Genomic DNA, 26325 nt, shown 5'->3' with positions numbered 1-26325 from the left:
TTTGACGCTGCAAAGGTACTACTTTTTCCTAATACCGCAATAGTTTGAAGCATTTTTTTCAAAAAAAAACAAAAGAAAAAGAGAATTAAGCTTCATTCCTTCGTGATATACAGAAAAGCAAGTATATTTGCTACATTATTAAATATGTAAATACTAAAATAAAAACAGAGAATAATAATAATGGACGAAACAAAGAACTTAGTAAAGAAAATTACAGAAGGCATTCAAGAAAAAAAAGGAAAGAACATCGTTATAGCTGACTTAACCAATATAGAAGATACAATCTGCAAATACTTCGTTATCTGTCAGGGAAACTCACCAAGCCAGGTTCTGGCAATCGTAGATTCAGTAAAAGAATACGTTCGGAAAGAAACCGGCAACAAAGTATATGGAATGGACGGCGTACGTAATGCCCAATGGGTAGCCATGGATTATGGAGATGTACTGGTGCATATATTTTTACCGGAAGTAAGAGATTTCTATAACTTGGAACATTTGTGGGCTGATGCCAAGCTGACTTCTCTTCCCGATATTGACTAATTTTATTTTTAAACTTGTATGAGTGAAAATTTAAACAATAACAATAAACCCAAAATCAACGTGCCGCGCCCAAGTTTGAGCTGGCTGTACGTTATTATCGCACTTGTTTTCGGATTTTTATACTTTTCCAGCGAAGACGGAAGCGCAAGCAAAGAAATAACTTACACCGAATTCAAGGATATGGTAAGCAAAGGTTATGCCAATAAAATCATTGCTTACGATGACAATACTGTAGATATGTTTATCAAGCCTGAACACATTGTCGATGTGTTCGGAAAAGATGCCAACAAAGTAGGCAGAAGTCCTTCGGTCAACGTACAGATAGGATCGATGGAGTCACTTGATAAATTTCTTGACGAAGAACAGAACAACGGACATTTCACAGGTTCCATCAGTTACGAAAAGCATACGAATTATTTCAGTATGATATTCTGGAACATTGCTCCTTTCCTGTTATTAATAGCAATATGGATGTTCATCATGCGCCGTATGAGCGGTGGTGGAGGTCCGGGCGGTGCCGGAAATGTTTTCAACGTAGGAAAAAGCAAGGCTCAATTGTTTGAGAAAGGAGCCAACCGCATTACGTTTAAGGACGTAGCCGGTCAAGCTGCTGCCAAACAAGAAGTGGAAGAGATTGTAGAATTTCTGAAACAGCCTCAAAAATACACCGAACTGGGAGGTAAAATTCCTAAAGGTGCACTGCTGGTAGGCCCTCCGGGAACCGGTAAAACCTTGCTTGCCAAAGCGGTTGCCGGCGAAGCAGATGTACCGTTCTTCTCCATTTCAGGTTCCGACTTCGTAGAAATGTTTGTCGGAGTGGGAGCTTCACGTGTACGCGACCTCTTCCGTCAGGCAAAGGAAAAGGCTCCTTGTATCATCTTTATCGATGAAATTGATGCGGTGGGTCGTGCCCGTGGAAAGAACCCCAGCATGGGAGGTAACGACGAGCGCGAAAACACATTGAACCAGTTGCTTACAGAAATGGATGGATTCGGTTCGAACAGTGGAGTCATCATACTGGCTGCTACCAACCGTGTAGACATTCTGGATAAAGCATTGCTTCGTGCCGGACGATTTGACCGTCAGATCTACGTCGATCTGCCCGACTTGAACGAACGCAAGGAGGTTTTCGGAGTACATCTCCGCCCGTTGAAACTGGATAATACGGTAGACGTTGACCTGTTGGCACGTCAGACTCCGGGATTCAGCGGTGCTGATATTGCCAATGTATGTAATGAAGCTGCCTTGATTGCGGCACGTCACTCGAAGACATCTGTGGGAAAAGATGATTTCTTAGCAGCTATCGACCGTATCGTCGGCGGTCTGGAAAAGAAAACAAAGGTAATGACCGCAGCCGAAAAACGTGCCATTGCTCTGCATGAAGCAGGACATGCTACCATTTCATGGTTCCTGGAACATGCCAATCCGCTGATCAAGGTCACAATCGTTCCGCGAGGACGTGCACTGGGTGCCGCATGGTATTTGCCTGAAGAACGTCAGATTACGACCAAGGAGCAGATGCTGGACGAAATGTGTGCTACACTGGGAGGTCGTGCTGCCGAAGAAGTTTTCATCGGACACATCTCAACCGGTGCCATGAACGACCTGGAACGAGTAACCAAACAGGCTTACGGCATGATAGCATACGCAGGCATGAGCGACAAGTTGCCGAACCTGTGCTACTACAGCAACGATGAATATACGTTCAACAAGCCTTACAGTGAACATACTGCCGAACTGATTGATCAGGAAGTGCAGAAGATGATAAACGAACAATATGCACGTGCAAAGGCATTGCTGCTGGAACATAAGGAAGGTCATAACCAACTGGCGGAACTGCTGATAGAGCGTGAAGTAATCTTTGCCGAAGATGTAGAGAAGATATTCGGAAAACGTCCATGGGCATCTCGCTCTGAAGAAATCATGGCTGACGAGAAAAAGGCCCTTCCAGAACCTGAAAAGAAGGCCGACGAACCGTCATCTGAATCGGAAAACAAAGAGCCGGAAGCAACAAATGATGAGAGCTCTACTGTTTCCAATGAAGAGAAACAAGCCTGACAACCATTTTTATCATAACAGAAACTAAGCTTTTGTCATTCAGTCGACCTGCATGGCCGTCTGGGTGACAAAAGTATTTTAATAACAAACATTAAATCCCCTACTGCCGTGAAAAGCAATTTTCTTCAACGAGCCATAACAGGAATTATATTCGTAGCCGTCCTTGTAGGCTGCATTCTGGGAGGCCCTATCTCGTTCACCATCTTGTTTGCACTGATCAGTGCACTTACAATCAATGAATTTGGAACCATTGTCAACCGAATGGAGAATACACGCATGAACAAACCTATATCCATTCTGGCAGGCTTGTTCTTGTTTCTCTGCTTCGGATACATCGGAGTTGTACCGGGAGCGAATGAAATCTTCATTCCTTACCTGTTTTTGATACTTTATCTGTTCATCAGCGAATTGTATAAGAAACAGCCCAATCCACTCAACAACTGGGCATACGCCATGATGAGCCAGATATACATTGCTCTATCATTCGCCTTGCTCAACGTACTGGCTTACCACAGTACCGCAGTAGAAGGTATTTCACAATACAACCCGATATTACCTTTGTCTATTTTCATCTTCAACTGGGTAAATGATACGGGCGCTTATTGCACAGGCATGCTGTTCGGAAAGCACAGATTGTTCGAACGCATTTCCCCAAAAAAGTCGTGGGAAGGCTCTATCGGAGGTGCTGTATTCAGCATCATCGCTGCCATCGTGCTGGCACACTTCTTTACATTCCTGAGTACCGGCATCTGGATCGGACTGGGACTGACGGTTGTAGTATTCGGAACCTGGGGCGACTTGACCGAATCGCTGATGAAACGTACACTCGGCATCAAGGATTCGGGTAATATCCTGCCCGGACACGGAGGTATGCTCGACCGCTTCGACAGCACACTTATGGCCGTTCCGGCAGCAGTTGTATACCTGTATCTGGTGGGACTTATCACTGCCTAAAAACAGAAAGTGCCCTTCCTTTCTTTCACTTACTCTGAAAAGGCTGTCCAGCCTGCAAACAATTGATTCAGAACACAATGACAAGTGAAAGAAAAGAAGGGCATATTGTTTTCAAGATTTGTACAAAAAATCTGAGAATTTGTACAAATTCTAAAAAAATGTCTCGACGTTTTTCCAGAAACCCGCCCACGTTTATAAGAACTTCCGCAGACGAATAACAGAACACTTCATATCAAACTTTGCTGCGCACTTTCAGCAAGGCCGTAATCTGAGCCGCCGCACGTTCTGACGCACCCGGCTCTCCCAAAATACCAATCAGCCGGTCGTACTCCGAAAGCATGCGCGAGCGTCCGTTTCCGCCCGATATAATCTTAGCCAACTCCTTTTTTATATTAGAAACCGTCATACCGTCGGCCACCAGCTCCGTCACCACTTCCCGGTCGGCTATCAGGTTTACCAATGAAATATACTTCACCTTCAGGATATGCCTGCGAAGGAAAGAAACCAGTTTACCAGCCGATATGTAGTAGCACACCACCTGAGGCACACGGAACAAGGCCGTTTCGAGCGTAGCCGTTCCCGAAGTAACCAGTGCAGCCTCAGCCTGCTGCAACAAACGGTACGTCTGTCCGAATACGATTTTCGTACTGCTGTCGATATATCGCTTGTAAAAATCGGGCTCAATGCCGGGAGCTCCCGCCACCACAAACTGATATTGCGGGAAACTACGTGCCGCCTCAATCATGCGCGTCAGATTATCTTTGATTTCCTGCCGGCGACTTCCTGCCAGCAAAGCGATGATCGGCTTATCCTCCAGCCCGTTGGCTGTGATAAATTCACTGAAAGTTTCCTGTCCTTTCCTGCGAAAATCATCCACGGCATCCACACACGGGTTGCCCACATAATGTATCGGATACTGATGTTTCTTGAAGAAATCGACCTCGAAAGGCAGGATAGAAAACAATTCATCGACATCTCGCTTGATATTCTTGATACGATATTCCTTCCACGCCCAGATTTTCGGCGAAATATAATAGTAGACAGGTATCTGCGTGTGCCGCTTGATATATTCGGCTATCTTCAGGTTAAACCCCGGATAATCGACCAGAATCAAGACATCCGGCTGCCACGCTTCGACATCCTTCTTGCAAAAATCCATGTTACGGAAGATGGTACGCAAGTGAAGCAGCACAGGAATGAATCCCATATACGCCAGTTCGCGGTAATGCTTTACGCAAGTACCGCCCACCGCTTTCATCAAATCGCCCCCGAAAAAGCGTAATTCCGCCTGCGGATCTTCGTGCTGCAAGGCACGCATCAGGTTCGATGCATGCAAGTCGCCCGACGCCTCTCCTACTATCAGATAATACTTCATACGTTCCAGTTCCAGTGTTTCAAATCATCCATCAGCGAATACGCCGTAACGTCAATCTGTGTGGGAGTAATTGCCACATAATCATGCTCCAAAGCCCAGTGGTCGGTATCCTCGGCATCGGGCTCGTTGTTTTTGTATTCTCCCGTAAGCCAGTAGTAACAACCGCCACGCGGATGGTCGGCCTTGACAAACTCGTTTGTCCACACCCCGTTGGTCTGCCGACAGATTCGTACACCTTTCAGTTCATTCGTATCAGGGAAATTCACATTCAGACACTTACCCTCGGGAAGTCCCTTGGCAAGCACCTCCTCTACGATGCAGCGCACATAAGGCAGCGTTGCCGAGAAATCTGCATCCGCACTATGATTGCAAAGTGAGAATCCCACCGAAGGAATCCCCTTCAAGCAGCCTTCTATCACCACACCCATCGTACCGGAGTAATGCACATTTACCGACGAATTATCACCATGATTGATACCTCCTATCACCATATCGGGCTTACGGGGAACCAAAGCATGCAAAGCCAGCTTGACGCAATCGACAGGAGTTCCTGAACATTTATAGACAGTCAGCCCGGGTTCCTGACGCACCTTTGCACTACGGAGCGGATGTTCGGAAGTAATGGCTCCCGATGAACCCGAACGCGGCCCGTCGGGGGCAACAACAATCAGGTCGGCAACCGGGCGCAACGCCCCGATAAGTTCTCGTATTCCTTTGGCATTCACGCCATCATCGTTCGATAGTAATAAAAGAGGTCTTTCGTTTGTCATATATTTCACTATTAATAATTGTCCGTAAAGTTACAACAAATATTAATCTTCTCAAACCACGGCACATAATTACACAGAATTACGTATCTTTGCCTCGCCGAAGTTATTAACAAAAGCCGTGAGTTATCAACATTTTCAAGAAATGCAGACATTTGCTGATACATACTTTCGACGATTATTTGTTACTTCGCAATCAGATAAACTGATTAATATGGGAAAAATTATTGCTTTAGCCAACCAAAAAGGTGGCGTGGGTAAGACTACGACAACCATTAACCTGGCTGCATCATTAGCCACTCTCGAGAAGAAAGTGCTGGTAGTCGACGCTGATCCGCAGGCAAATGCTTCATCCGGTCTGGGGGTTGATTTAAAGGACATTGACTGTTCTATTTACGAATGCCTTATCAATCAGACAGATATCAGGGAAGCTATTTATACAACCGATATTGACGGATTAGACATTATTCCTTCTCACATCGACCTGGTGGGAGCAGAAATTGAAATGCTGAACCTGGAAAACCGTGAGAAGATTATGAAAAAGGCCCTGGAGCCGATGAAAAGTGAATACGATTATATCCTGATAGACTGTTCGCCGTCGTTGGGACTGATTACCATCAACGCCCTGACTGCAGCCGATTCAGTCATCATTCCGGTACAATGTGAATACTTTGCACTGGAAGGTATCAGCAAGCTGCTGAACACCATCAAGATAATCAAGACAAAACTGAACCCTTCGCTGGAAATAGAAGGTTTCCTGCTTACAATGTTCGACTCACGTCTGCGTCTGGCCAACCAGATATACGACGAAGTTAAACGTCACTTTCAGGAACTGGTATTCAAAACCATTATCCAGCGAAACGTCAAGCTGAGTGAAGCCCCCAGTCACGGAATACCTGCCATCTTGTACGATGCAGACTCTACGGGCGCCAAGAATCACCTGGCTCTGGCTAATGAAATTATAAACAAGAACTAAGAAGCATTTAAAGCTGAAAGAATAAACGAATATGGCCGTACAGAAAAAATTTGCACTGGGCAGAGGGCTCGACGCACTGATTTCTACGAACGACGAGGTAAAGACTTCAGGATCCTCTTCCATCAACGAAGTGGAACTGAGCAAAATATCCGTCAATCCTAACCAGCCGCGACGAGAGTTTGATCCGATTGCCCTGCAAGAACTTGCCGACTCAATTGCTGAAATCGGTATTATACAACCTATTACCTTACGCAAGCTGAACGAGGACTCATATCAGATTATAGCGGGAGAACGACGTTATCGTGCCTCCATTCTGGCAGGACTGACTACAATCCCTGCTTATATCCGTACTGCCGACGATGAGAATGTCATGGAAATGGCTCTGATAGAGAATATCCAGCGCGAAGACTTGAACTCGCTGGAAATAGCACTTGCCTATCAGCATCTTATCGAACAATACGAACTGACTCAGGAACGTCTGAGCGAACGGGTAGGAAAAAAGCGTACTACCATCGCCAACTACCTGCGACTGCTTAAACTTCCTGCTCAGATACAGGTTGCACTGAAGAATAAAGAAATAGACATGGGGCATGCACGTGCCTTGCTTGCACTGGATGACCCGAAAACACAGATACGTATTTTCAACGAAATAATTGCCCAAGGATATTCCGTACGCAAGGTAGAAGAGATCGTAAAGGCATTGTCTACGGGTGAAAGCGTAGAATCGGGAGGTAAGAAAATAGCTCCCAAAGGTGCCAAACTGTCCGAAGAATATACGATGTTGCAAAATCATCTGTGCTCTTTCTTCGGCACCAAAGTGCAGCTTTCGTGCAGCAACAAAGGAAAAGGTAAAATCAGTATCCCCTTCAATAACGAAGCCGATCTGGAAAGAATCATGGAGATACTGGACTCATTGAAACCCAAAGAATAAAAAAGAACAAGTCTTGAGACAACGACCGTTTACATACTTATTATATATCGTACTGCTTTTCTGCCTGATATGGGGAGGAAGCACGGAAGGATATGCACAACGTGCACTCAAGCACCGGAAAGGCATACTGACTGCCGACTCGATACGTGCACAAAACGTAGCCGACAGCCTTGCCTTACTCGATACGCTGAATATACGCCAGCAGCGCATCGAAGAACTGGAAGCTCCGGTGGATACTGCCATGCTCATGCGGCAGAGTGACTCTTTACAAAGCCAGAAACCTCAAGTCGTCAAGGAAAAGAAGAAGTGGCTTCCTGTACCGAACAACTCTATCTGGCTGTCGCTTGCCATACCCGGTGCAGGTCAGATATACAACCGGAAATATTGGAAACTGCCTATCGTCTACGGAGGATTCGTGGGATGTACCTATGCACTGACGTGGAACAGCAAGATGTACAAGGATTACACACAGGCATATCAGGATATCATGAGCGACAATCCGAATAACGATAGTTATATGGACTTCCTGCCAGCCGGATATACCAAGGAAGATGTACAAAACAGGCTGGATTATTACCAGGAACTGTTCCGCAAACGAAAGGATGTCTTCCGTCGCCAGCGAGATTTAAGTATAATCTCTTTTATCGCAGTATATCTGTTGTCGGTCATCGACGCGTATGTAGATGCCGAACTGTCGAACTTCGATATATCGAACGATTTGGGGATGACACTGGAACCTACAATATTTAACGATGCATACCGCAAGCTGCCGCAAGGAGTAGGCTTGCAATGCAGTATTAGATTTTAAAATATGAAGAAACTATGTATTGGCATACTTGCCTTCCTTAGCTTTTCAAGCCTCTTTGCCCAGAAAACGGAACAGAGCATTGTTGTTCGCTCAAGCTCCGGAGTAGAAGAGGCTATCGACTTGCCCGAAGGTATGCTTTCCGAAACAGACAGTCTGTATCTGGACTGGATTTCGAAAAACTATATCAATTTGGGAGAAAACTGTACCGCAACTTCCGCTAATCCGGAAGTCAGTGATTCTATTTATATCGACCGGTTGCAACGTATTCCGGCTATTATCGAAATGCCGTACAACGAAGTGGTACGAAAATTTATCGACATGTATGCTACCCGCTTACGCCAGAAGGTTGCATTCATGCTGAGTGCCAACAATTTTTATATGCCTATATTCGAAGAAGCACTCGATTTGTACGACCTTCCGCTGGAGCTGAAGTATCTTCCTGTCATCGAATCGGCACTGAATCCGATGGCAACTTCCCGTCAGGGAGCTGTGGGTTTATGGCAGTTTATGCTGGCAACGGGTAAAATCTACGGTCTGCAAGTTACCAGCCTGATAGACGAACGCCGCGACCCGATCAAGTCGACTCGCGCTGCCGCACGCTATCTGAAGGACTTATACGACATTTATCACGACTGGAATCTGGTGCTCGCTGCCTACAATTGCGGTCCGGGTACAATAAACAAAGCCATCCGTCGTGCTGGTGGAGAAAAAGATTTCTGGAAACTGTACAATTATCTTCCAAAAGAAACCAGAGGCTACGTACCGGCATTTATTGCTGCAAACTATATCATGACTTATTACTGTGAGCACAATATCAGCCCATTGGAGATGAAAATGCCGGAAGGAACTGATACCATTCACGTATCGCGTCCGCTGAATCTTCAGCAAATTGCCGCAGTATGCAACTCGAATATCGATGAACTCCGTGCGCTGAATCCGGAATTCAAAAAGGATATCATTCCGGGAAACGAAAAGCCTTACGCCTTACGACTCTCCAACAAAATGATGAGTTGCTTCATCGATAATGAAGATAGTATCTACAATTACAAACCGGAAGTCTACCAAACCCGACGCAGTAAGGTAGAAGTTGCGGAAGTCAAATCTTCATCCAAATCGGGAAAAGCAGTATATCACAGAATCAGAAACGGTGAAACACTGGGTGGTATCGCAGCCAAATACGGAGTAAGCGTAGCACAGTTACGCCGGTTGAACGGAATCAAAGGCAGTAACATCCGCGCCGGAAAATCATTGCGCATCCGATAAACCTCATTTTTACACCTATATCTTATAAAAGACTCTCGGCAGACTTTACCTGTTTGCCGAGAGTCTTTTTGGTTTTCCACCTCTTCTTTCCTTACAATCCGACAAGAAAAAACTTGAATCTACTTGTAAAATTCTTTATTTTCTTTATTTTTGCAATATAGATTAAGGGAGTAACACAATGACGGATGAAAAACTTACACAAGAGCAAGCTGATGAAAAGCAGATAAACGATGCCTTTCAAGAACTGTTAGATCGATACCTGGAAAGCAAGCACCGCAAAAAAGTAGAAATAATTACCAAAGCGTTCAATTTTGCCAAGCAAGCACATAAAGGGGTACGACGTCGCTCGGGCGAACCTTATATACTGCATCCTATTGCCGTAGCACGCATTGCGTGCGTAGAAATCGGTCTGGGATCGACATCTATCTGCTCGGCTTTACTGCACGACGTGGTAGAAGATACGGACTATACGGTAGAAGATATAGAAAATCTGTTCGGCCCGAAAATTGCACAAATCGTTGACGGACTGACTAAAATCTCAGGAGGTATCTTTGGCGACCGCGCTTCTGCACAGGCAGAAAACTTCAAGAAGCTCTTGCTTACGATGAACGATGATATCCGGGTCATCCTGATAAAAATAGCCGACCGCCTGCATAATATGCGTACTCTCGGCTCCATGCTACCCAGCAAGCAGTACAAGATTGCGGGAGAAACTCTTTACATCTATGCCCCTCTGGCCAATCGTTTGGGCTTGAACCGTATCAAGACCGAACTGGAAGATCTGAGCTTCAAATACGAGCATCCGGAAACTTACAAGGAAATACAAGATAAGTTGCAGGCTACTCAGGCTGAACGTGAAAGCGTTTTCACCGAGTTTACAGCTCCCATCCGTGCACAATTGGATAAAATGGGGATTCCTTATCGCATCCTGGCACGTGTAAAATCGCCTTATTCCATCTGGAACAAGATGCAGACCAAGCATATCACGTTCGAAGAGATTTATGATATTCTTGCCGTACGTATCATCTTTACTCCACGAAATGAGGAAGAAGAACTGAATGATTGCTTCGATATCTATGTGGCTATCTCGAAAATATACAAACCGCACCCCGACCGTCTGCGCGACTGGGTAAGTCATCCGAAAGCCAACGGCTATCAGGCACTGCACGTCACACTGATGAGCAACAAGGGACAATGGATTGAAGTGCAGATAAGAAGCGAACGTATGAACGATGTCGCCGAACAAGGATTTGCTGCTCACTGGAAATATAAGGAAGGCGGTGGCAGCGAAGATGAAGGTGAGCTGAGCAAATGGCTGAAAACCATCAAGGAAATTCTGGATGATCCACAGCCGGATGCACTCGACTTTCTCGATACCATCAAACTGAACCTGTTTGCATCCGAGATATTTGTCTTCACACCGAAAGGAGAAATCAAGACCATGCCGCAAAACTGTACAGCACTCGATTTCGCCTTTTCTATCCATACATTCCTGGGAAGCCATTGTATCGGAGCAAAAGTCAACCATAAACTGGTTCCGCTGAGCCACAAGCTGCAAAGCGGAGATCAGGTGGAAATTCTTACATCCAAGTCGCAAAAGGTACAGCCTTCGTGGATTAATTTTGCTACTACCGCCAAGGCTAAAGCTAAAATCCAAGCCATTCTGAAGCGTGAGAAGAGAGAAATGCAGCAGAAAGGTGAAGATATGCTTACCGACTTCTTCCATCAGGAGAACCTGCCGACGAACGATGAAAATATCAAAAAGCTCTGCACGCTGCATCACGTAAAGAATTATGAAGAACTGACTCTCAACATAGGTCAGGGAGTTTTCACGCTGGGCGAAGCCGACAAAAACGAACTGAAGGAAAAGCCATCGCCAACCAACTGGAAGAAATATATCAGCTTTGCATTTGGAGGGAACAATAAGAACAAACAGGAAGAGAAGCAGACAGAGCAACCTGCCCTGAACATCGACAAGAAGAAGATCATCAAGCTCACTCCCGATGCTATTCAAAAGAACTATATTCTTGCCGATTGCTGTAAACCAATCCCGGGCGATGATGTTCTTGGCTACATTGACGACAATAACCGTATCGTCATTCACAAACGCCAGTGTCCGATAGCTGCACAACTAAAGACCAGCTTCGGCAACCGGTTGCTCGCTGTGGAATGGGAAACGGGCAAGGCATTGAACTTCCCTGTCAACGTGTATATTAAAGGTATCGACGGTATCGGAGTGCTGAACCATGTGACTCAAATCATTTCACAACAACTCAATGTGAACATCCATAAGTTGTATATAGAATCGAACGACGGTATTTTCGAGGGACGTATACAGCTTTATGTACACGATGTAGACGATGTAAACACCATCTGTACCAATCTGAAAAAAATAGAACAGATAAAGAAAGTCACTCGTATCGAAAATTTTGAAGATACCATAGCCGACTAAAGAATATACAACATCGACAATTGGGTATAATCGACTGAAACAGCTAAAACCAGCATACAAAAAAATGGCATATAAAAGAGATATCTGACTTTCCTTTTATATGCCATTTTTAGCAATACACATTCGTTTGTATCAATCGGGAATAAGATTTCATTCAGATTCAGCCGGATAAGGTTTAAGCCAACAATAGCGAAAGGATTATTTGCGACTTACAAATAATATCCATCTTACAAACAAAAGCAACTCATACCGGCAGTTGTCAGGTAAGATAATCCAGCTCTTTCCGCATACTGAGCAAGTCCTCTCTGATACGACGCAAACGGTCAATAATCTCAGCCGTATCGCGAATACTTTCCTTATTCTGCTTCAAGCGCTGCTTGGCTCCGGCAAGCGTCATTTTCTTTTCTTTTACAAGGTGATATACCAGCCGAATATTTTCAATATCCTCTTTCGTATACTGACGGATATTTCCTCCTGCTTTCTTGGGAGCAATCATAGGAAACTCTTTCTCCCAATAGCGCAAAAGCGATTCGTTGACATCAAACATTTCCGCCACCTCGCGAATGGAATAATATAATTTCAGTTCCTTATCAGTCTTCAAAGCCATAATTCCGTTTTTTTCATCTGCAACATTAATCAAATACCTTACCGTGGTTGGCAGCAATCTGAATCATCTTATCATAATCATCCGCATCCAAATCCATGAAATAATAGTTCACCGGATTCATAATCTGCCCTTTCAGATGTACCTCGTAGTGCAAATGCGGTCCGGTACTCTTTCCCGTACTTCCCACTTTCCCAATCGTTTCGCCACGCACCACCTTCTGTCCCACCTTCACATCTATCTTGCTCAGGTGAGCATAACGGGTTACATAGCCAAAACCATGATTTATCACGATACAGTTGCCATACAGTCCTTCCCAGCCAGCCTTCTGCACCGTACCGTTTCCCGTGGCATACACCGGCGTACCTACGTTTGCCGAAAAGTCCATGCCCGCATGAAACTTCACCGTTTTATAAATAGGGTCGATACGATTTCCATATCCCGATGCCGTCTGCTTCAAATCTTTATTGGCAACCGGCTGAATGGCAGGAATACACGCCAGCATATCATCCTGTTTCTTGCACAAGTCTACCACCTCATCAAATGATTTCGACTGCATATATATCTGGCGTGAAAGCAAGTCCATCTTCTGAGTAGTATTCACAACCAACTTTGCATTCGCCATATCCATCAGGTCTTCGTAACGGTTCGTCTTGCCGTAACTGGCAGAGCGCAAGGCATCCGCTACGGGATCTGCCTGCATAATCACCCGATAAAGGTTATCATCGCGCTGCTGAAGCTGCTGCATTACGCCCAATGCCTCGTCCAGACGAGTTGACAAAATATGATATTGTGAAAGCAAACGCGAATTTTCCACACGAAGATCCTTTTCCGAAGGAGAACCAAAAATAAGCAACAAGATGATAAAGCACCCTGCCCCCAGTCCCATGCCCACAAACAAACGCCGCAGATAACTCATCGCCCGCTGGCGCATAGTGGGATAAATACGGTCGTATGTACGCGTTTTCGGATTATAAATATAATAGACTTTACGCATTCAAATCTTGTTTTGAAAAAATTTAAGACGCAACACATCAAGTTTTTGCATCAAACATACGGACAAAAATAATAAAACCGATTATCTTTGCAAATCAATTTTGAGAATATTAACTACAAGACATTATAAGCATTATGTTGACAGCAAACGAAATCCGCGACTCATTTGTAAAATTCTTTGAGTCGAAAGGACATCAGATCGTGCCTTCAGCACCGATGGTCATCAAAGACGACCCGACATTGATGTTCACCAATGCAGGTATGAACCAGTTTAAAGATATTATCCTGGGCAATCATCCTGCGAAATACAAACGTGTAACCGACTCACAGAAGTGCTTGCGTGTGAGTGGAAAACATAACGACCTGGAAGAAGTAGGTCACGATACATACCATCATACCATGTTCGAAATGCTAGGTAACTGGTCTTTCGGCGACTACTTCAAGAAAGAAGTTATCGGATGGGCATACGAATATCTGGTAAAGGTATTGAAACTCGATCCGAAAGATTTGTATGTAACCGTATTCGAAGGAAGCCCTGAGGAAGGACTTGCCCGCGACGATGAAGCTGCCGGATACTGGGCTCAGTATTTCCCCGAAGATCATATCATCAACGGCAACAAGCATGATAACTTCTGGGAAATGGGTGATACAGGTCCTTGCGGCCCGTGTTCTGAAATCCACATCGACTCGCGTTCGGCAGAAGAAAAGGCTGCTGTTCCGGGACGTGAACTGGTTAACAAAGATCATCCGCAGGTTATCGAAATCTGGAACCTGGTGTTCATGCAGTACAACCGCAAGGCTGACGGAACACTGGAACCACTTCCTGCAAAAGTAATCGATACCGGTATGGGATTCGAACGTCTGGTACGTACCTTGCAGGGCAAGACATCCAACTACGATACCGATGTTTTCCAGCCTATCATCAAGGCTATCGGCGATTTGTCGGGCAAGAAGTACGGTGAAGACGAAAAAGTAGACGTAGCTATGCGTGTAGTAGCCGACCACATCCGTACCATCGCCTTCTCTATCACCGACGGACAGCTGCCGTCGAATGCAAAGGCTGGTTACGTAATCCGCCGAATCCTGCGTCGTGCCGTCCGCTATGCTTATACCTTCCTGGGACAGAAGCAGGCCTTCATGTACAAGCTGGTTCCGGTACTGATCGAGAATATGGGCGGTGCTTATCCTGAACTGAAAGCTCAGCAGGCCTTGATTGAGAAAGTAATGAAGGAAGAAGAAGAATCATTCCTCCGCACACTGGAAACTGGTATCCGCCTGCTCGACAAGACAATGGCTGAAGCCAAAGCTGCCGGCAAGACTGAAATCAGCGGTGTAGACGCATTTACACTGTACGATACATTCGGATTCCCGTTCGACCTGACCGAACTGATTTTGCGTGAAAACGGTCTGACAGCCGATGTGAAAGGCTTCGAAGCTGAAATGCAGAAGCAGAAACAGCGTGCACGTAACGCTGCTGCCGTAGAAACAGGCGACTGGGTTACACTGAAGGAAGGCGAAACAAACTTCGTAGGTTACGACTATACCGAATACGAAACCAGCATTCTGCGTTACCGTCAGATTAAGCAAAAGAACCAGACTCTCTACCAGATTGTGCTGAGCGACACTCCGTTCTATGCAGAAAGTGGTGGTCAGGTAGGTGATACCGGCGTACTGGTAAGCGAATTCGAAACCATCGACATCATCGATACCAAGAAAGAAAACAATCTTCCTATCCACATTGCTAAGAAACTTCCGGAACACCTGGATGCTCCGATGATGGCATGTGTAGATACCGACAAGCGTGCAGCTTGTGCAGCCAACCACTCTTGTACACACTTGCTGGACGAAGCATTGCGTCAGGTACTGGGAACTCACGTAGAACAGAAGGGTTCTTTGGTTACTCCTGATTCATTGCGTTTCGACTTCTCTCACTTCCAGAAAGTAACTCCGGAACAGCTTCGCGAGGTAGAACATCTGGTAAATGCCAAGATCCGCGAAGATATTCCTTTGACAGAATACCGTAACCTGCCTATCGAAAAGGCAAAAGAACTGGGTGCAATTGCCTTGTTCGGCGAAAAGTACGGCGATGAAGTACGTGTCGTACAGTTCGGTTCGTCTATCGAATTCTGTGGTGGTACTCACGTATCGGCAACCGGAAAGATTGGTATGGTGAAGATTCTTTCTGAAAGCTCTGTAGCTGCCGGTGTACGCCGTATAGAAGCTGTTACAGGTGCCAAGGTAGAAGAAATGTTCGATACCGTACAAGATACATTCAACGACCTGAAAGCGTTGTTCAACAACGCTCCCGATCTGAAAGCTGCTATCTCGAAATACATCGAAGAAAATGCCGGCTTGAAGAAACAGGTAGAAGAATTCATGAAAGAAAAAGAAGCTACTGTAAAGAACAAGCTGATTGAAAGTGCAAAAGAAATCAACGGTGTGAAAGTCATCAAGAGCGTACTCCCGATGCCTGCCGATGCCGTGAAGAACATTGCCTTCCAGTTGAAGGGACAGTTCCCCGAAAACCTGTTCGTTGTAATCGGTAGCGTATTCGAAAACAAGCCGTTGCTTACCGTAACCATGAGCGACGATCAGGTTAAGGCCGGACTGAATGCCGGACAACTGGTTCGCGAAGCTGCCAAACTGATTCAGGGTGGCGGTGGCGGTCAGCCTCACTTTGCAACTGCCGGTGGTAAGAATCCGGACGGACTGAGCGCAGCTGTCGACAAGATTGTCAGCCTGGCTGGTTTCTAATAGCAGGTTACCGAAATAAATAGAAAAAGGTTCTATCATTTCCCACAATGGAGTGATAGAACCTTTTTTATTACAGATCAGGACGAGTTGGCTTATCAATCAATTATCGTAGTTTGGCAAGAATTTTTAATCTCCCCATAGAATAATGCTACACAACCAATTATCCATAAGTTTCAACGATATAGTTCCTCCATAAGAACAATCCCGACAAGCAAGTATTTATATAGGCTTATCGGACACTGATATAAACCAACAGTTTCTCTTTCTTGAATTTGAATTCCGACCTCTTCTTTACCTTTTTCCGTCACGTACTTCTCTTATCCTATAATTCCAGATAAGTCTTCAGTGCCTTCACATACGCTTCCATCGCCTTTCTTCCCGTTTCTGTCATCCGGCACGATGTACGAGTCTTCTTCCCTACAAACTCTTTCTCTACCTGAATATATCCCGCCTTGCTCAACTTGTCAAGTTGTACGCTGAGATTGCCGGCAGTAGATTCAGTCTTCTCTTTCAAGTACACAAAGTCAGCCTCATCTACCGAGAGCAGGATAGACATAATTGCCAGACGTAATTGCGAGTGTATCAACGGATCCAATTCAGCAAGCATAAGCAGCGGCTTTTTTATTCAACAAATGTCCCGGTATCACCATCATCAGCAAGAAAGAAAAACCGAAATAAAGATTCCATTCCGGAGCCACACTTCCACCGTTGGTCAGTATCATCAACATATAGACAGCAACCACAAAGGCGACAAGAGGTGAATATACCAAGGCCGGAACACGAACAATAAGACCGGTAATGGAAGTGCCTATACCCGCATACAACAAGCACAGCGGGAGCATCAGGCCAAAATGGCACGAACCAATCACCAGCCCTATCAGTATCATGACCCCAACAGTCAGTCCGAACAACGATCCTACGATGCACCAGGTATGAGTTATCATCTTATCCATGTGTGTTACTACAGAAGGTTTCTTACGGACCTGAAGTATTTTCATGACGATGCCGGGAACAAACATCAAAAACCACAAGACATTCCACAGCGGCTTGCCTGTGAGATGTACGGCTGCATATATCCCTACCGAAAGTACCACCGCGGCATATCCGTATACCAGAAAAACATTACCACTACCCCGTTCCAGATTTTCCTTCGTCACCTGAATCATCTGGGAAATCAATTCCAGACTTTCTTTTTCTGTAAACTTCTTTTCTTCCATACTCCTTACAATTTTAAAAAAGATAAAACAGTTTATTTTATAAACCACAATTACAAAAAAATAGAAATCCGCGCGTTTATTTCCATTCTTTTTGTTTCGCAAATATAAAGTAGTTTATTTTATAAACCAAATAATTCTTTGTTTTTTCTAAGAAAAGCGATTTTCCCTGCGAAAGGCGGTCCGATAACAGCCCATGTATCGGGTGCTTTCAACCAAAAGCATACGTAAAAAAAGAACTCTCTTCGGAGGCTTTTTCCATAGCCTCTGAAAAGAGTTCCGTATCTTGTCTGATTATCCTCAGTCAACTGACTGCATCTTCTACGAAAAACGTCTCGATGTTTTTTTATTTTTTGTACAAAAACTTTAGAAATTTGTACAAAAAATAACCGCAACCTGCCGACAAATCTTTCAGCCTGTCTGCAGGACGAAACTAAATATTCCGGAAATAAGTATCGAGTAACTTCTTTGCAGCCGAAAACGAAGTCGCCTTTCCCTGCAACACATCCTGCTCCTGAGCAGCAAGCATCGAAGCAATAGCCGGATTGTTGTAGAAACTGTCGCGCAGATGCTCGTTGATAGTTTCATACATCCAGTATTTTGCCTGTTCGTTGCGGCGGTAATCGAAGTATCCGTTCTTCTTCACAAAATCGATGTAACTGTACACCATGTCCCATATTTCTTTGATACCGATGCCATAGAAACCGGAATACGTGAGCACTTGCGGCGTCCATCCCGATTCCGGAGCCGGAAACAGATGCAACGCATTGCGGAAATGAGCCGCTGCCAGCTTTGCCTTTTCAATGTTGTTGCCGTCGGCTTTGTTGATAACAATACCGTCCGCCATTTCCATAATTCCACGCTTGATACCCTGCAGTTCATCGCCTGTTCCGGCAAGCTGTATCAGCAGGAAAAAGTCCACCATCGAATGGACAGCCGTTTCACTCTGCCCTACTCCCACTGTTTCGACAAAGATCTTATCGAAACCTGCCGCTTCACACAAGATAATCGTTTCACGGGTCTTGCGTGCTACGCCGCCCAGCGAACCCGCCGACGGGCTGGGACGAATAAAGGAATCGGGATGAACGGAGAGCTTTTCCATACGGGTCTTATCACCCAGAATACTGCCTTTCGAACGTTCACTGCTGGGGTCGATAGCCAGCACAGCAAGTTTGCCGCCACGTTCCAGCACATGCAGACCGAACACATCAATCGACGTACTTTTTCCGGCACCCGGAACACCACTGATACCTATGCGGATAGAATTGCCCGAATAAGGCAAACACTTTTCAATCACCTCCTGCGCCACCGCCTGATGCTCGGGCTTCACGCTTTCTACCAGCGTAACCGCCTGACTCAGTACAGTCACGTCACCTTTCACGATACCTTCCACGTATTCGCCTACGGTAAACTGACGGCGTTTGGGCTTCTTCCTTAATTTCAAATAAGGATTAATACTGGCGGGTTGTTCGATACCCTTGTTAACAGTCAATCCCTTATATTCTTCGCTGTTCTCAGGGTGTTCCATAGTTTTAGTATTTTAAGTTGATAATAAAGCCTCGACAGAAACTATCAGGGCTGCTTGATTTTCGCCTTGACCCGGATAGTTACAGAAGGCTTTTTCGGGTCGTTGGTAATCATCAGTACACGCGGAGTACCTTTCACACGTGGAAGATTCTCTGCCAGTACGGTAATCTTCAGTTTGGTAGACTCACCCGGCTTCAGTACCGTCTTCTTCAAGTTGACGGCAAGAGCGATGTTGAATACCTGCATATCCTGAATCACCAGATCGGTCTTTCCCGTATTGGTGATGATGACATTCTGCGATTTCTTCTGCTTCGGCTTCAGCGGAGGGAACTCCAGCAATGTAGTAGAAAGTGAAATCTGCGGAGGATTGTTCTTCTGCTGTTCGGTCAGCCCGGAAAAATCGGGCAACAAAATAGCCGAAACAGGAATTTCATTGTCACTGCCAACCTTATCGCCCGGATAGCGCGACAAGTACACCGATGTACGGGTAATACCAAATTTCGGCAACTTTTCGGTATCGAGGGTTACAACAATCTTACCGTTCTTGCCTCTTCCCAGCACTTCGGGAACAGCTTTTGCGCTCAGATAAGGAGGCAAATGCATCAGCACAGGAGAATAAGCCTTATTAGACGTATTGGCAACCAAAATATCAAATTCCGGATGTTCACCCTTATTTACATCATTAAATTCGATTTCATCCTTGTCCAGACGTATCGCCCCGAAAGCCACAGGATGCGTAAATGAGTAGTTCTTTGCATCGGCAGTCACCTCACCATTGAACTCCAGATAAATGGGACGATAGGAAGCATTGCAGTAAATACCTACTTCCTTGTAAAAATGTCCGATAGCTTCGGCGTCGAACACAGCCGTTACCGTACCCTTTTCGCCGGCAGGAATCGGAGATTTAGTCCAGTCCACTTCCGTACAACCGCACGAAGAAGTAACCTTCGAAATAACAAGAGGTTTGTCGCCCGTATTGGTAAAATGATAAGTAATGGTCACCGGATTGCGCCAAAGCACATATCCCAACTCCTGCACATCCTTGTCGAATGTTATTTTCGGCTGTGCCTGAGCAGCCAAGACAGCGGCAAACAATATATTGAGAATAAATAAAATACGTTTCATCTTTCAAAGTGTTACTTGTTTAGAGTGAACAAAGATAAAGAGAAATTCAAAGACGAACAAAGGTTGGTTGTGAATTAATATAAATTTGCCGATACAGCCGGAAAAAGAAAAGCAGGCTGGAACAGCGTCTTTCACAGAGAGAACTGCCCCAGCCTGCCTCTTTTTATCGATTTTTATTCTACTGTCAATGTCTGCCCCTCGGTGTGTCCGCTGAACTCGGGAGCGTAAACCGACTGGATGGTTGCGGCACCAGCCTGATAAGTTCCCGTACGGTCTAAGTAAACAGTGTATTCCAACATGTAAGAACCTTTCGGCAGACAATCGATAAAAAACTCGGTAGAAGCGTCACGGTTCACCTGATAATATCCCAGTCCGTTGCTCCACCGATAGCCGGACAACTGCGTATCAGGTTCCATGCAGGCAGCACGTTCATCCTTCACCCGAACAAAATCCATGTCGCGGTCGGCCTTTATCGTCAGTCGTACCGTCACCTTATCTCCGGCGTGCAGCACCGTCTTTCGGGAAACCTGCTTTCTGTCCATCCACCATTCACGTTCTATAGAAACACCATTTCCTTTTGCCGGAAGCACTTTATCCATATCTTCCAGATATTGTGCATATACAGCTCCCCAGCCGATACCGGTTCCCGATTTCGAAACGACCACACGTTCTACATGCGTATCTGTTCCGGTCAGTGTCTTGCGAGTATATCCCAATACATCGTCGGGCGTCCGTACTTCCACGTTACCGGCTACAGCTTTCATCGCTCCATTTACTTGCAACCGGTTACCCGAACCATTCAAGAAAGCATATACCGCATCGGCTGTAGCAATGCTACTTTCCCACACCTGAACCTGCTTCTGCTTGAGCAGCCAAAGCTTCATGCCTGCCAGCATATCCGCATCGGGGGCAATCTGCTGAATGGCTTCCATGGCAGCTACCTGTGCAGGGATTCTGTAATTACTCCATGAATATGGTGCTTTCGGCGTATCGAAATATACACCCATCTGCGGCGTACTTACCGTATATTCCTTGATAGACTGAACCAGTTCCTGTGCCTGACGCTGTCTGCCACCGGCTTGCATAATGAGTCCAATCATCGCCTTTTCACCGATAGAGTACTCAGCCGAACGGTTTTCCAGCCTGTCCGTCATGTAGGCATTCACCTGCTTGTCTGCCAGCGAAGCAGCCTGCTTGTCGAGCGCGCAAACATACAGATAGTGTACCACCTGTCCGTTGGGAACAAGAGTTGTCGTACCTTCCTTTTCCAACTTCTTCATTGTTTCATAATCTTCCTTCACCGCTTTCTGCAAATAGCCCAAGGCCCGCGTATACATCGGAGCAACCTTTCCGCCCAGTGTCACGTTCATGTGCTGCAAGCGTGCCAGCATCTCCACAATCTGCGTCGTAATATAACGACTGCCTGTCATGCCTTTATACCAGCTCCATGAGCCGTCTGCCAGTTGCAACTCCTGCAAACGTTCTACCGAAGTGCGCAGACGGTTGTTCATCGAATTCAGGTCGAACAGCAACGCAATGCGCCGCTTTTGTTCGGATTCTTCCGTAGCTTCAGAAATCCACGGAGTTTCTTCGAGCAACAGATTCTTCAAATCCTGATTGCGTTCGAGGTTGCTCAACAGGGTTTCCTTGTTACCTCCCTGAGCCATCCAGGTATCGAATACTTGCTTGATGCGGGGATTTGCCTTTACAATAGCCGTAGCCAGTGAATTGGCATAATAGGCAGTCGCCCATGAAAGTGCGTCTTCTTCAGTCGGATTGCCGACAACAGGCAGTGCCTGCACCGCATACCAGTCGGGATTGGCTGTCAGTTCTACCGTCAGCCGTCGTTCGGTAGCTGTCTTGCTCTGCTTGTTGAACAGGTCTTCCGTTCCGACTTCCGTCATGCTTTCTCCATCCAACTGCACAGGAACGGTTTCCGTCATCCACTGTTTATCGGTCAGTACCGGCAGATAATGCTGCTCACCGTCGCTATATTCCCCCGCCTCAGCCGTAATCCGGCAAACCAGCATATCGTACGTATCAGGAATCTGGCAGTCGAACCGTACGACTCCCGTTGTTCCTTCTGACACACTGAACGGCTGCTGATAGTCGTACACCACTTCTTCCGTCACCGGATCGTATAGTTTAATACCGGCATTTCCTTCAATCTTGTCCATCGACAGATTGACCAATGAGGCAGCAATAACGGTGCGGTCGCCTTTACGGACAAAGCGCGGCATATTAGGCTGCACCATAAACGGCTTGCTCGTCTTCACGGTCTGCGTTAGCATGCCGTAATCGACAGCCTGCGTATGTGCCAGTCCTGTGAACTTCCATTCGGTCAACGCATCCGGTACGGTAAAGACCACACTTACACCACCCAGCGAATCGGTCCGCAGATTCGGATAGAAAAAGGCCGTTTCGGCAAAGTTTTCACGTACCGGAATCTTCGTATCTTCACCCTCCGCAACTTCTACGGCAGCATCATTTTCTACAATCTGCAAGACGTCCTCCACTCCGGCACTGCCACTATCTTTCTTAAAGTTGGACGATATTACATTCGGAGCAGCGACTACTGCCGATTCCTCTACAGTCATGGCTGGCTGATATTTCACTTCTACGACATTTCCTGCGCTCTGTTTGGCAAGCATACGGTTCGAAGTGCCCAGCAAACTGACCCCCCGCGTATAAACGGTTCCAGAGAATACCAGCAAGGAGCTATATGCCCCATTCAGCAAATCCAATCCCGTATAAGTTCTTACGTATGGGAAACCGCCATACATGCCGACGCGCTGGTTGGCCGACAGCATACCTGCCTGAATCCACGGGACGGGACGAGAGAACCAAAGGTTAAAACGCCAGTCGTGCTGGTACAACTTATCGAGCGAAGCATCGTAAAGCGATGCCATCAGATTGGCTCTTACCGGCTTTCCGGCAGCATCCGTCACACGCATCCGCCATTCTTCCTGACTGCCCGGCTGCAACTTATCTCTGAAAGTTTCCCATTTCAACATCAGTTTCTTTTCCGGTTCCGGCCGGATGATTGTCGCCTGCTTACTATACAGACTACCGTTTCGCATAAAAGCAAAGTTTACGGTAATGCCATCACCATACATTTTCTGATAAGGATAGCTGAACGTTTTGATTTCATCACTCAGCGTCAGTCGTTGAGAAGCAATTCGTTTGTTTCCACTATACACGTCGACCAGCAGATAAACATCCTTTTCGCTGGTTCCGACGTACAAGGTCGCCGGAGCCGAATCGCTGAATTCGTTTCCATCCTGATAGAACCAGTCGACAGCCGGATAAGGAAGTCGAGTATCCAAGCGTGAGAACAAGATAAAATCCTGTTCCGCCGTACAAGTCCGTCCCTGTGCATCCGTTGCCGAAATCTCGATACGATATTTACCGGAAGGCAATGCCAGCAGGTCGGAAGGCACGAACGACTGCTGTGCCACAGCCTTACCCTCCAGTTGCAGCTTACCCTTGTTACCCTCCTTATCCAATGCAAACACACGGTAACCAATCTCTGTCTTTACAGGAGTACCGTTCAGATTCAAAGCCATGAACTGCACCTTCTCCTGTTTTTCACGCATAACGATATCCGACAGACCTCGTATCTGCAAGCCCAACGATTGCTTGCCTACCGGAAGAGATAGAGTCCCCGTCTGTGTTTCACCGGCACCGTCGGTTACCTCCGCCTGCACTTCGTATACATAGTAACGGTAACCCAGTCCGCCCCAATCAGTTGTTTCGGGAGCAGTAAGTACCATGTTCACCCGAAACTGTCCATCGGCATCGGTCTGAACTTCTCCAGTTTCCAGCTCTACCTTATTGATATCTCCCATGCGGAACCAAGTTCTTTCGGTACGGGAAACCGTATATCTCACCCTCGCCATGCGGACAGGTGCGCCGGCAAACGTCTTTGCCTCCCCTTTTACGGTAAGGGAATCACCCATGTTGTACGAATCTTCGTAAGGAGTAAAGACCACATCGAAAGTGGGGCGCTTGTATTCTTCGACCTTGATGATAGCAGAAGCCCCGTCAGTCGACACATAATACGTGCCGGGAAGCAGGTTCTGTGGCAAGACAAATTCGCCCGACAGTACACCAAAATCGTCGGTCGATACCGCACTCTCCGCCACACTTTGTTCGGAAGAATACAATTTCAGGGAAGTCTTTTCTCCCTTGACCACCCGAAGAGAATCACCATTCTGTTCGTAAACCATACCGGAAACATAGACTTTCTGTCCCGGACGATACAGTGAACGGTCGGTAAACAAGTTCACTTTTTTCTTCCATCCTTGTACCGTTTCTCTGACAAATGATGCATTTCCTCCTATGCCCGAAATAGCAGCAAAGTCATTTCCTGCCGTACGGACATTGTAATAAATCCTGCCCGAACGGGGAATGTCGACCATCGTACTGCCCTTTCCATCGGTCTTGTATACCTGAAGAACGCTGTATTCGTTGCCGTTCAACCGATACGTAACGACTTCCGCTCCCGGAACAGGCTTACCCGTCAGCTTATCCACCACAACAAACTCTTTGCGTTCCTCGGACACAGGAATGCTGATGCACTGATAAGGAGAAACAAACAGCAGTGAATAATCGATGCCTTTCTCCGCCTCTTGAGGAATCTGTTTCAGCATGTAAATCCCTGCTTCGGGCAAGGTATAGTGCAATACCGTGTCACGCTTTTCGTAATCGGGAGTCGGCGATAAAGCATAATGACGCGAAGCTATCTTAGTTCCGTAATTCTTTATCAAGGTTTCCTCCTTCAGATTGCCGCGAAGCAACGAAGAAGCAGGTGAAATCTTCAGACGATACAGTTCGAAAGATACACCTTTCAGGTTGGCATACGTCACATTGATATCTGCTTCCTGCTTAGGATATACCAGCGGAATATTGACCGAAAGATACGGACTGGAAGCAAAATCGATGTATGAACGCAACTGAGATACCCATTCGTGCGCCGGGTATTTCTTTATTCCTTCGCGTGCAGCCTCAACCGATTTGAGTGGCTGGTTGTTCATGCGGTAAACATACGCCAATTTTACATATACATCGGCGCAGACAGGCAGATCCTTGTACTCCTCTGCCAGCTTACGCAATTCCTCTGCCGCTTTCTCCGGTGTCAGTGCCTCACGCACGATACTACTTCCTGCACCTTCCCAGCAGTACAACACCCGCGCTTCTTTGGTTAGCAAAGCCGCCTGACGATTATTATTGTCGCCATAAAACGTTATTAAGTCATCGTACAGTGTCAATGCTTCCGACACACATTTCCGACGGTCGGCATTAAAACGATAAGCCGACAACCGGTCAATTGCCTGCCGCGAAAGCAGATCGAACATATTATCATTCAGGTATTCCTTACTCAGTTCGCCGGAAGTGGTCATGGGACGGAAGTCCTTGGCAGAAGCCTTGCCCAATGCCTCCTTATCTTTCAGCGAAAGACGGAAATACCGTATGGCATCATCTTCCGTACCCAACTGCTGATTATCCAGTATCAGACTGCCCATTATATGATTCAGCGCAGCACGTCCCACCAAATCCGTTTCACTTTCTGCCCATCGCCGGATGCCATCGTACTCCGCCTGTGCGCTGTCCGGAGTAAGCCGGATGCGTGATTCAGCGCGTACAATGTAAGCCTTCATCATTTGAGGGATGTTCTTTTCACCTTTTGCCTTAGTGTATATTTTATCAACTACACTAATCACCGTTTTCGGCAAGTCCTTCTTCTGGCTTACTTCTACCTCTTTCCAAAGTTCATCGTAACTTTGTGCCTGCAAGATAGAAGGGAATAAACTGATAAACAGCACCAGCCAGCTCAACAGATGTACTTTCTTCATATTCTGTATAGTTTGGTTTCACATAACATTGTTCTATAAAGAAAAGAATTATTTCCTTAAAGGCTGCACTGATTTTAATTAAATTATCTGAAACTCAGACAAGCTTTCTCTGAAAACAGCAAAATG

At 46.1% G+C, this 26325-nt stretch carries 18 protein-coding genes; 9 read left to right on the top strand and 9 right to left on the bottom strand.

Going from position 1 to position 26325, the window contains the following annotated elements; genetic code table 11:
• The first annotated feature begins 180 nt into the window (after positions 1–180).
• The 3 genes from rsfS (at position 181) to ACZM60_RS01600 (ending at position 3552) form a co-directional block, all read left to right on the top strand.
• Complete coding sequence (rsfS, locus tag ACZM60_RS01610) at positions 181–540, top strand: ribosome silencing factor (protein WP_418586344.1); 360 nt, start codon at positions 181–183, stop codon at positions 538–540.
• 18 nt (positions 541–558) lie between these two features.
• A complete protein-coding gene (gene ftsH, locus ACZM60_RS01605) occupies positions 559–2598 on the top strand; it encodes an ATP-dependent zinc metalloprotease FtsH (RefSeq protein WP_418586346.1) in 2040 nt (679 codons plus the stop codon).
• Between the two features lie 108 nt (positions 2599–2706).
• Positions 2707–3552 (top strand): phosphatidate cytidylyltransferase, encoded by an 846-nt coding sequence (locus ACZM60_RS01600; RefSeq protein ID WP_418586348.1) that lies wholly within the window; start codon positions 2707–2709, stop codon positions 3550–3552.
• A 232-nt stretch (positions 3553–3784) separates the two neighbouring features.
• Here ACZM60_RS01600 and lpxB read toward each other — a convergent pair whose 3' ends face one another.
• Both lpxB and surE read right to left on the bottom strand, forming a co-directional pair.
• Complete coding sequence (lpxB, locus tag ACZM60_RS01595) at positions 3785–4927, bottom strand: lipid-A-disaccharide synthase (RefSeq protein ID WP_489520625.1); 1143 nt, start codon at positions 4925–4927, stop codon at positions 3785–3787.
• A complete protein-coding gene (gene surE / locus ACZM60_RS01590) occupies positions 4924–5697 on the bottom strand; it encodes a 5'/3'-nucleotidase SurE (RefSeq protein ID WP_340319144.1) in 774 nt (257 codons plus the stop codon). Before surE ends, lpxB begins: the two co-directional genes overlap by 4 nt.
• 211 nt (positions 5698–5908) lie before the next feature.
• On the opposite strand from surE, the gene ACZM60_RS01585 reads away from it, so the two are divergent.
• From ACZM60_RS01585 to ACZM60_RS01565, 5 genes are all read left to right on the top strand, one after another.
• Entirely contained in the window at positions 5909–6670 is a 762-nt protein-coding gene (locus ACZM60_RS01585; RefSeq protein WP_340319145.1) for a ParA family protein, read from the top strand.
• 31 nt (positions 6671–6701) lie between these two features.
• A complete protein-coding gene (locus tag ACZM60_RS01580; RefSeq protein ID WP_340319146.1) occupies positions 6702–7601 on the top strand; it encodes a ParB/RepB/Spo0J family partition protein in 900 nt (299 codons plus the stop codon).
• 13 nt (positions 7602–7614) lie between these two features.
• A complete protein-coding gene (locus tag ACZM60_RS01575; protein WP_489520624.1) occupies positions 7615–8409 on the top strand; it encodes a DUF5683 domain-containing protein in 795 nt (264 codons plus the stop codon).
• A 3-nt stretch (positions 8410–8412) separates the two neighbouring features.
• Positions 8413–9672: a lytic transglycosylase domain-containing protein gene (locus tag ACZM60_RS01570; protein WP_489520623.1), complete on the top strand. Its 1260-nt coding sequence runs from the start codon at positions 8413–8415 to the stop codon at positions 9670–9672.
• A gap of 178 nt (positions 9673–9850) precedes the next feature.
• Complete coding sequence (locus ACZM60_RS01565) at positions 9851–12124, top strand: RelA/SpoT family protein (protein ID WP_489520622.1); 2274 nt, start codon at positions 9851–9853, stop codon at positions 12122–12124.
• 259 nt (positions 12125–12383) lie between these two features.
• On the opposite strand, the gene ACZM60_RS01560 is transcribed toward ACZM60_RS01565, so the two are convergent.
• Both ACZM60_RS01560 and ACZM60_RS01555 read right to left on the bottom strand, forming a co-directional pair.
• Positions 12384–12731 carry a MerR family transcriptional regulator gene (locus ACZM60_RS01560; RefSeq protein ID WP_340319150.1) on the bottom strand — a complete coding sequence of 116 codons (348 nt, stop codon included), beginning with the start codon at positions 12729–12731 and terminating at the stop codon, positions 12384–12386.
• A 25-nt stretch (positions 12732–12756) separates the two neighbouring features.
• On the bottom strand, positions 12757–13725 hold the full coding sequence (locus ACZM60_RS01555; protein ID WP_340319151.1) for a M23 family metallopeptidase: 969 nt from the start codon (positions 13723–13725) through the stop codon (positions 12757–12759).
• A 134-nt stretch (positions 13726–13859) separates the two neighbouring features.
• On the opposite strand from ACZM60_RS01555, the gene alaS reads away from it, so the two are divergent.
• Positions 13860–16478: an alanine--tRNA ligase gene (gene alaS / locus ACZM60_RS01550; protein ID WP_340319152.1), complete on the top strand. Its 2619-nt coding sequence runs from the start codon at positions 13860–13862 to the stop codon at positions 16476–16478.
• A gap of 322 nt (positions 16479–16800) precedes the next feature.
• Here alaS and ACZM60_RS01545 read toward each other — a convergent pair whose 3' ends face one another.
• The 5 genes from ACZM60_RS01545 to ACZM60_RS01525 form a co-directional block, all read right to left on the bottom strand.
• Positions 16801–17085, bottom strand: a complete 285-nt coding sequence (locus tag ACZM60_RS01545) for a winged helix-turn-helix domain-containing protein (RefSeq protein WP_418587220.1) — start codon at positions 17083–17085, stop codon at positions 16801–16803.
• Positions 17075–17695 carry a hypothetical protein gene (locus tag ACZM60_RS01540; protein WP_021971221.1) on the bottom strand — a complete coding sequence of 207 codons (621 nt, stop codon included), beginning with the start codon at positions 17693–17695 and terminating at the stop codon, positions 17075–17077. Before ACZM60_RS01540 ends, ACZM60_RS01545 begins: the two co-directional genes overlap by 11 nt.
• A gap of 430 nt (positions 17696–18125) precedes the next feature.
• Positions 18126–19220 (bottom strand): methylmalonyl Co-A mutase-associated GTPase MeaB, encoded by a 1095-nt coding sequence (meaB, locus tag ACZM60_RS01535; RefSeq protein ID WP_021971222.1) that lies wholly within the window; start codon positions 19218–19220, stop codon positions 18126–18128.
• A 44-nt stretch (positions 19221–19264) separates the two neighbouring features.
• On the bottom strand, positions 19265–20344 hold the full coding sequence (locus ACZM60_RS01530; protein ID WP_340319154.1) for a DUF1573 domain-containing protein: 1080 nt from the start codon (positions 20342–20344) through the stop codon (positions 19265–19267).
• A gap of 173 nt (positions 20345–20517) precedes the next feature.
• Entirely contained in the window at positions 20518–26199 is a 5682-nt protein-coding gene (locus ACZM60_RS01525) for an alpha-2-macroglobulin family protein (RefSeq protein ID WP_489520621.1), read from the bottom strand.
• Positions 26200–26325: the final 126 nt, after the last annotated feature.

It is taken from the genome of Phocaeicola sp. (genome assembly GCF_057861905.1).
This window is presented reverse-complemented; position numbering and strand designations above follow the sequence as displayed.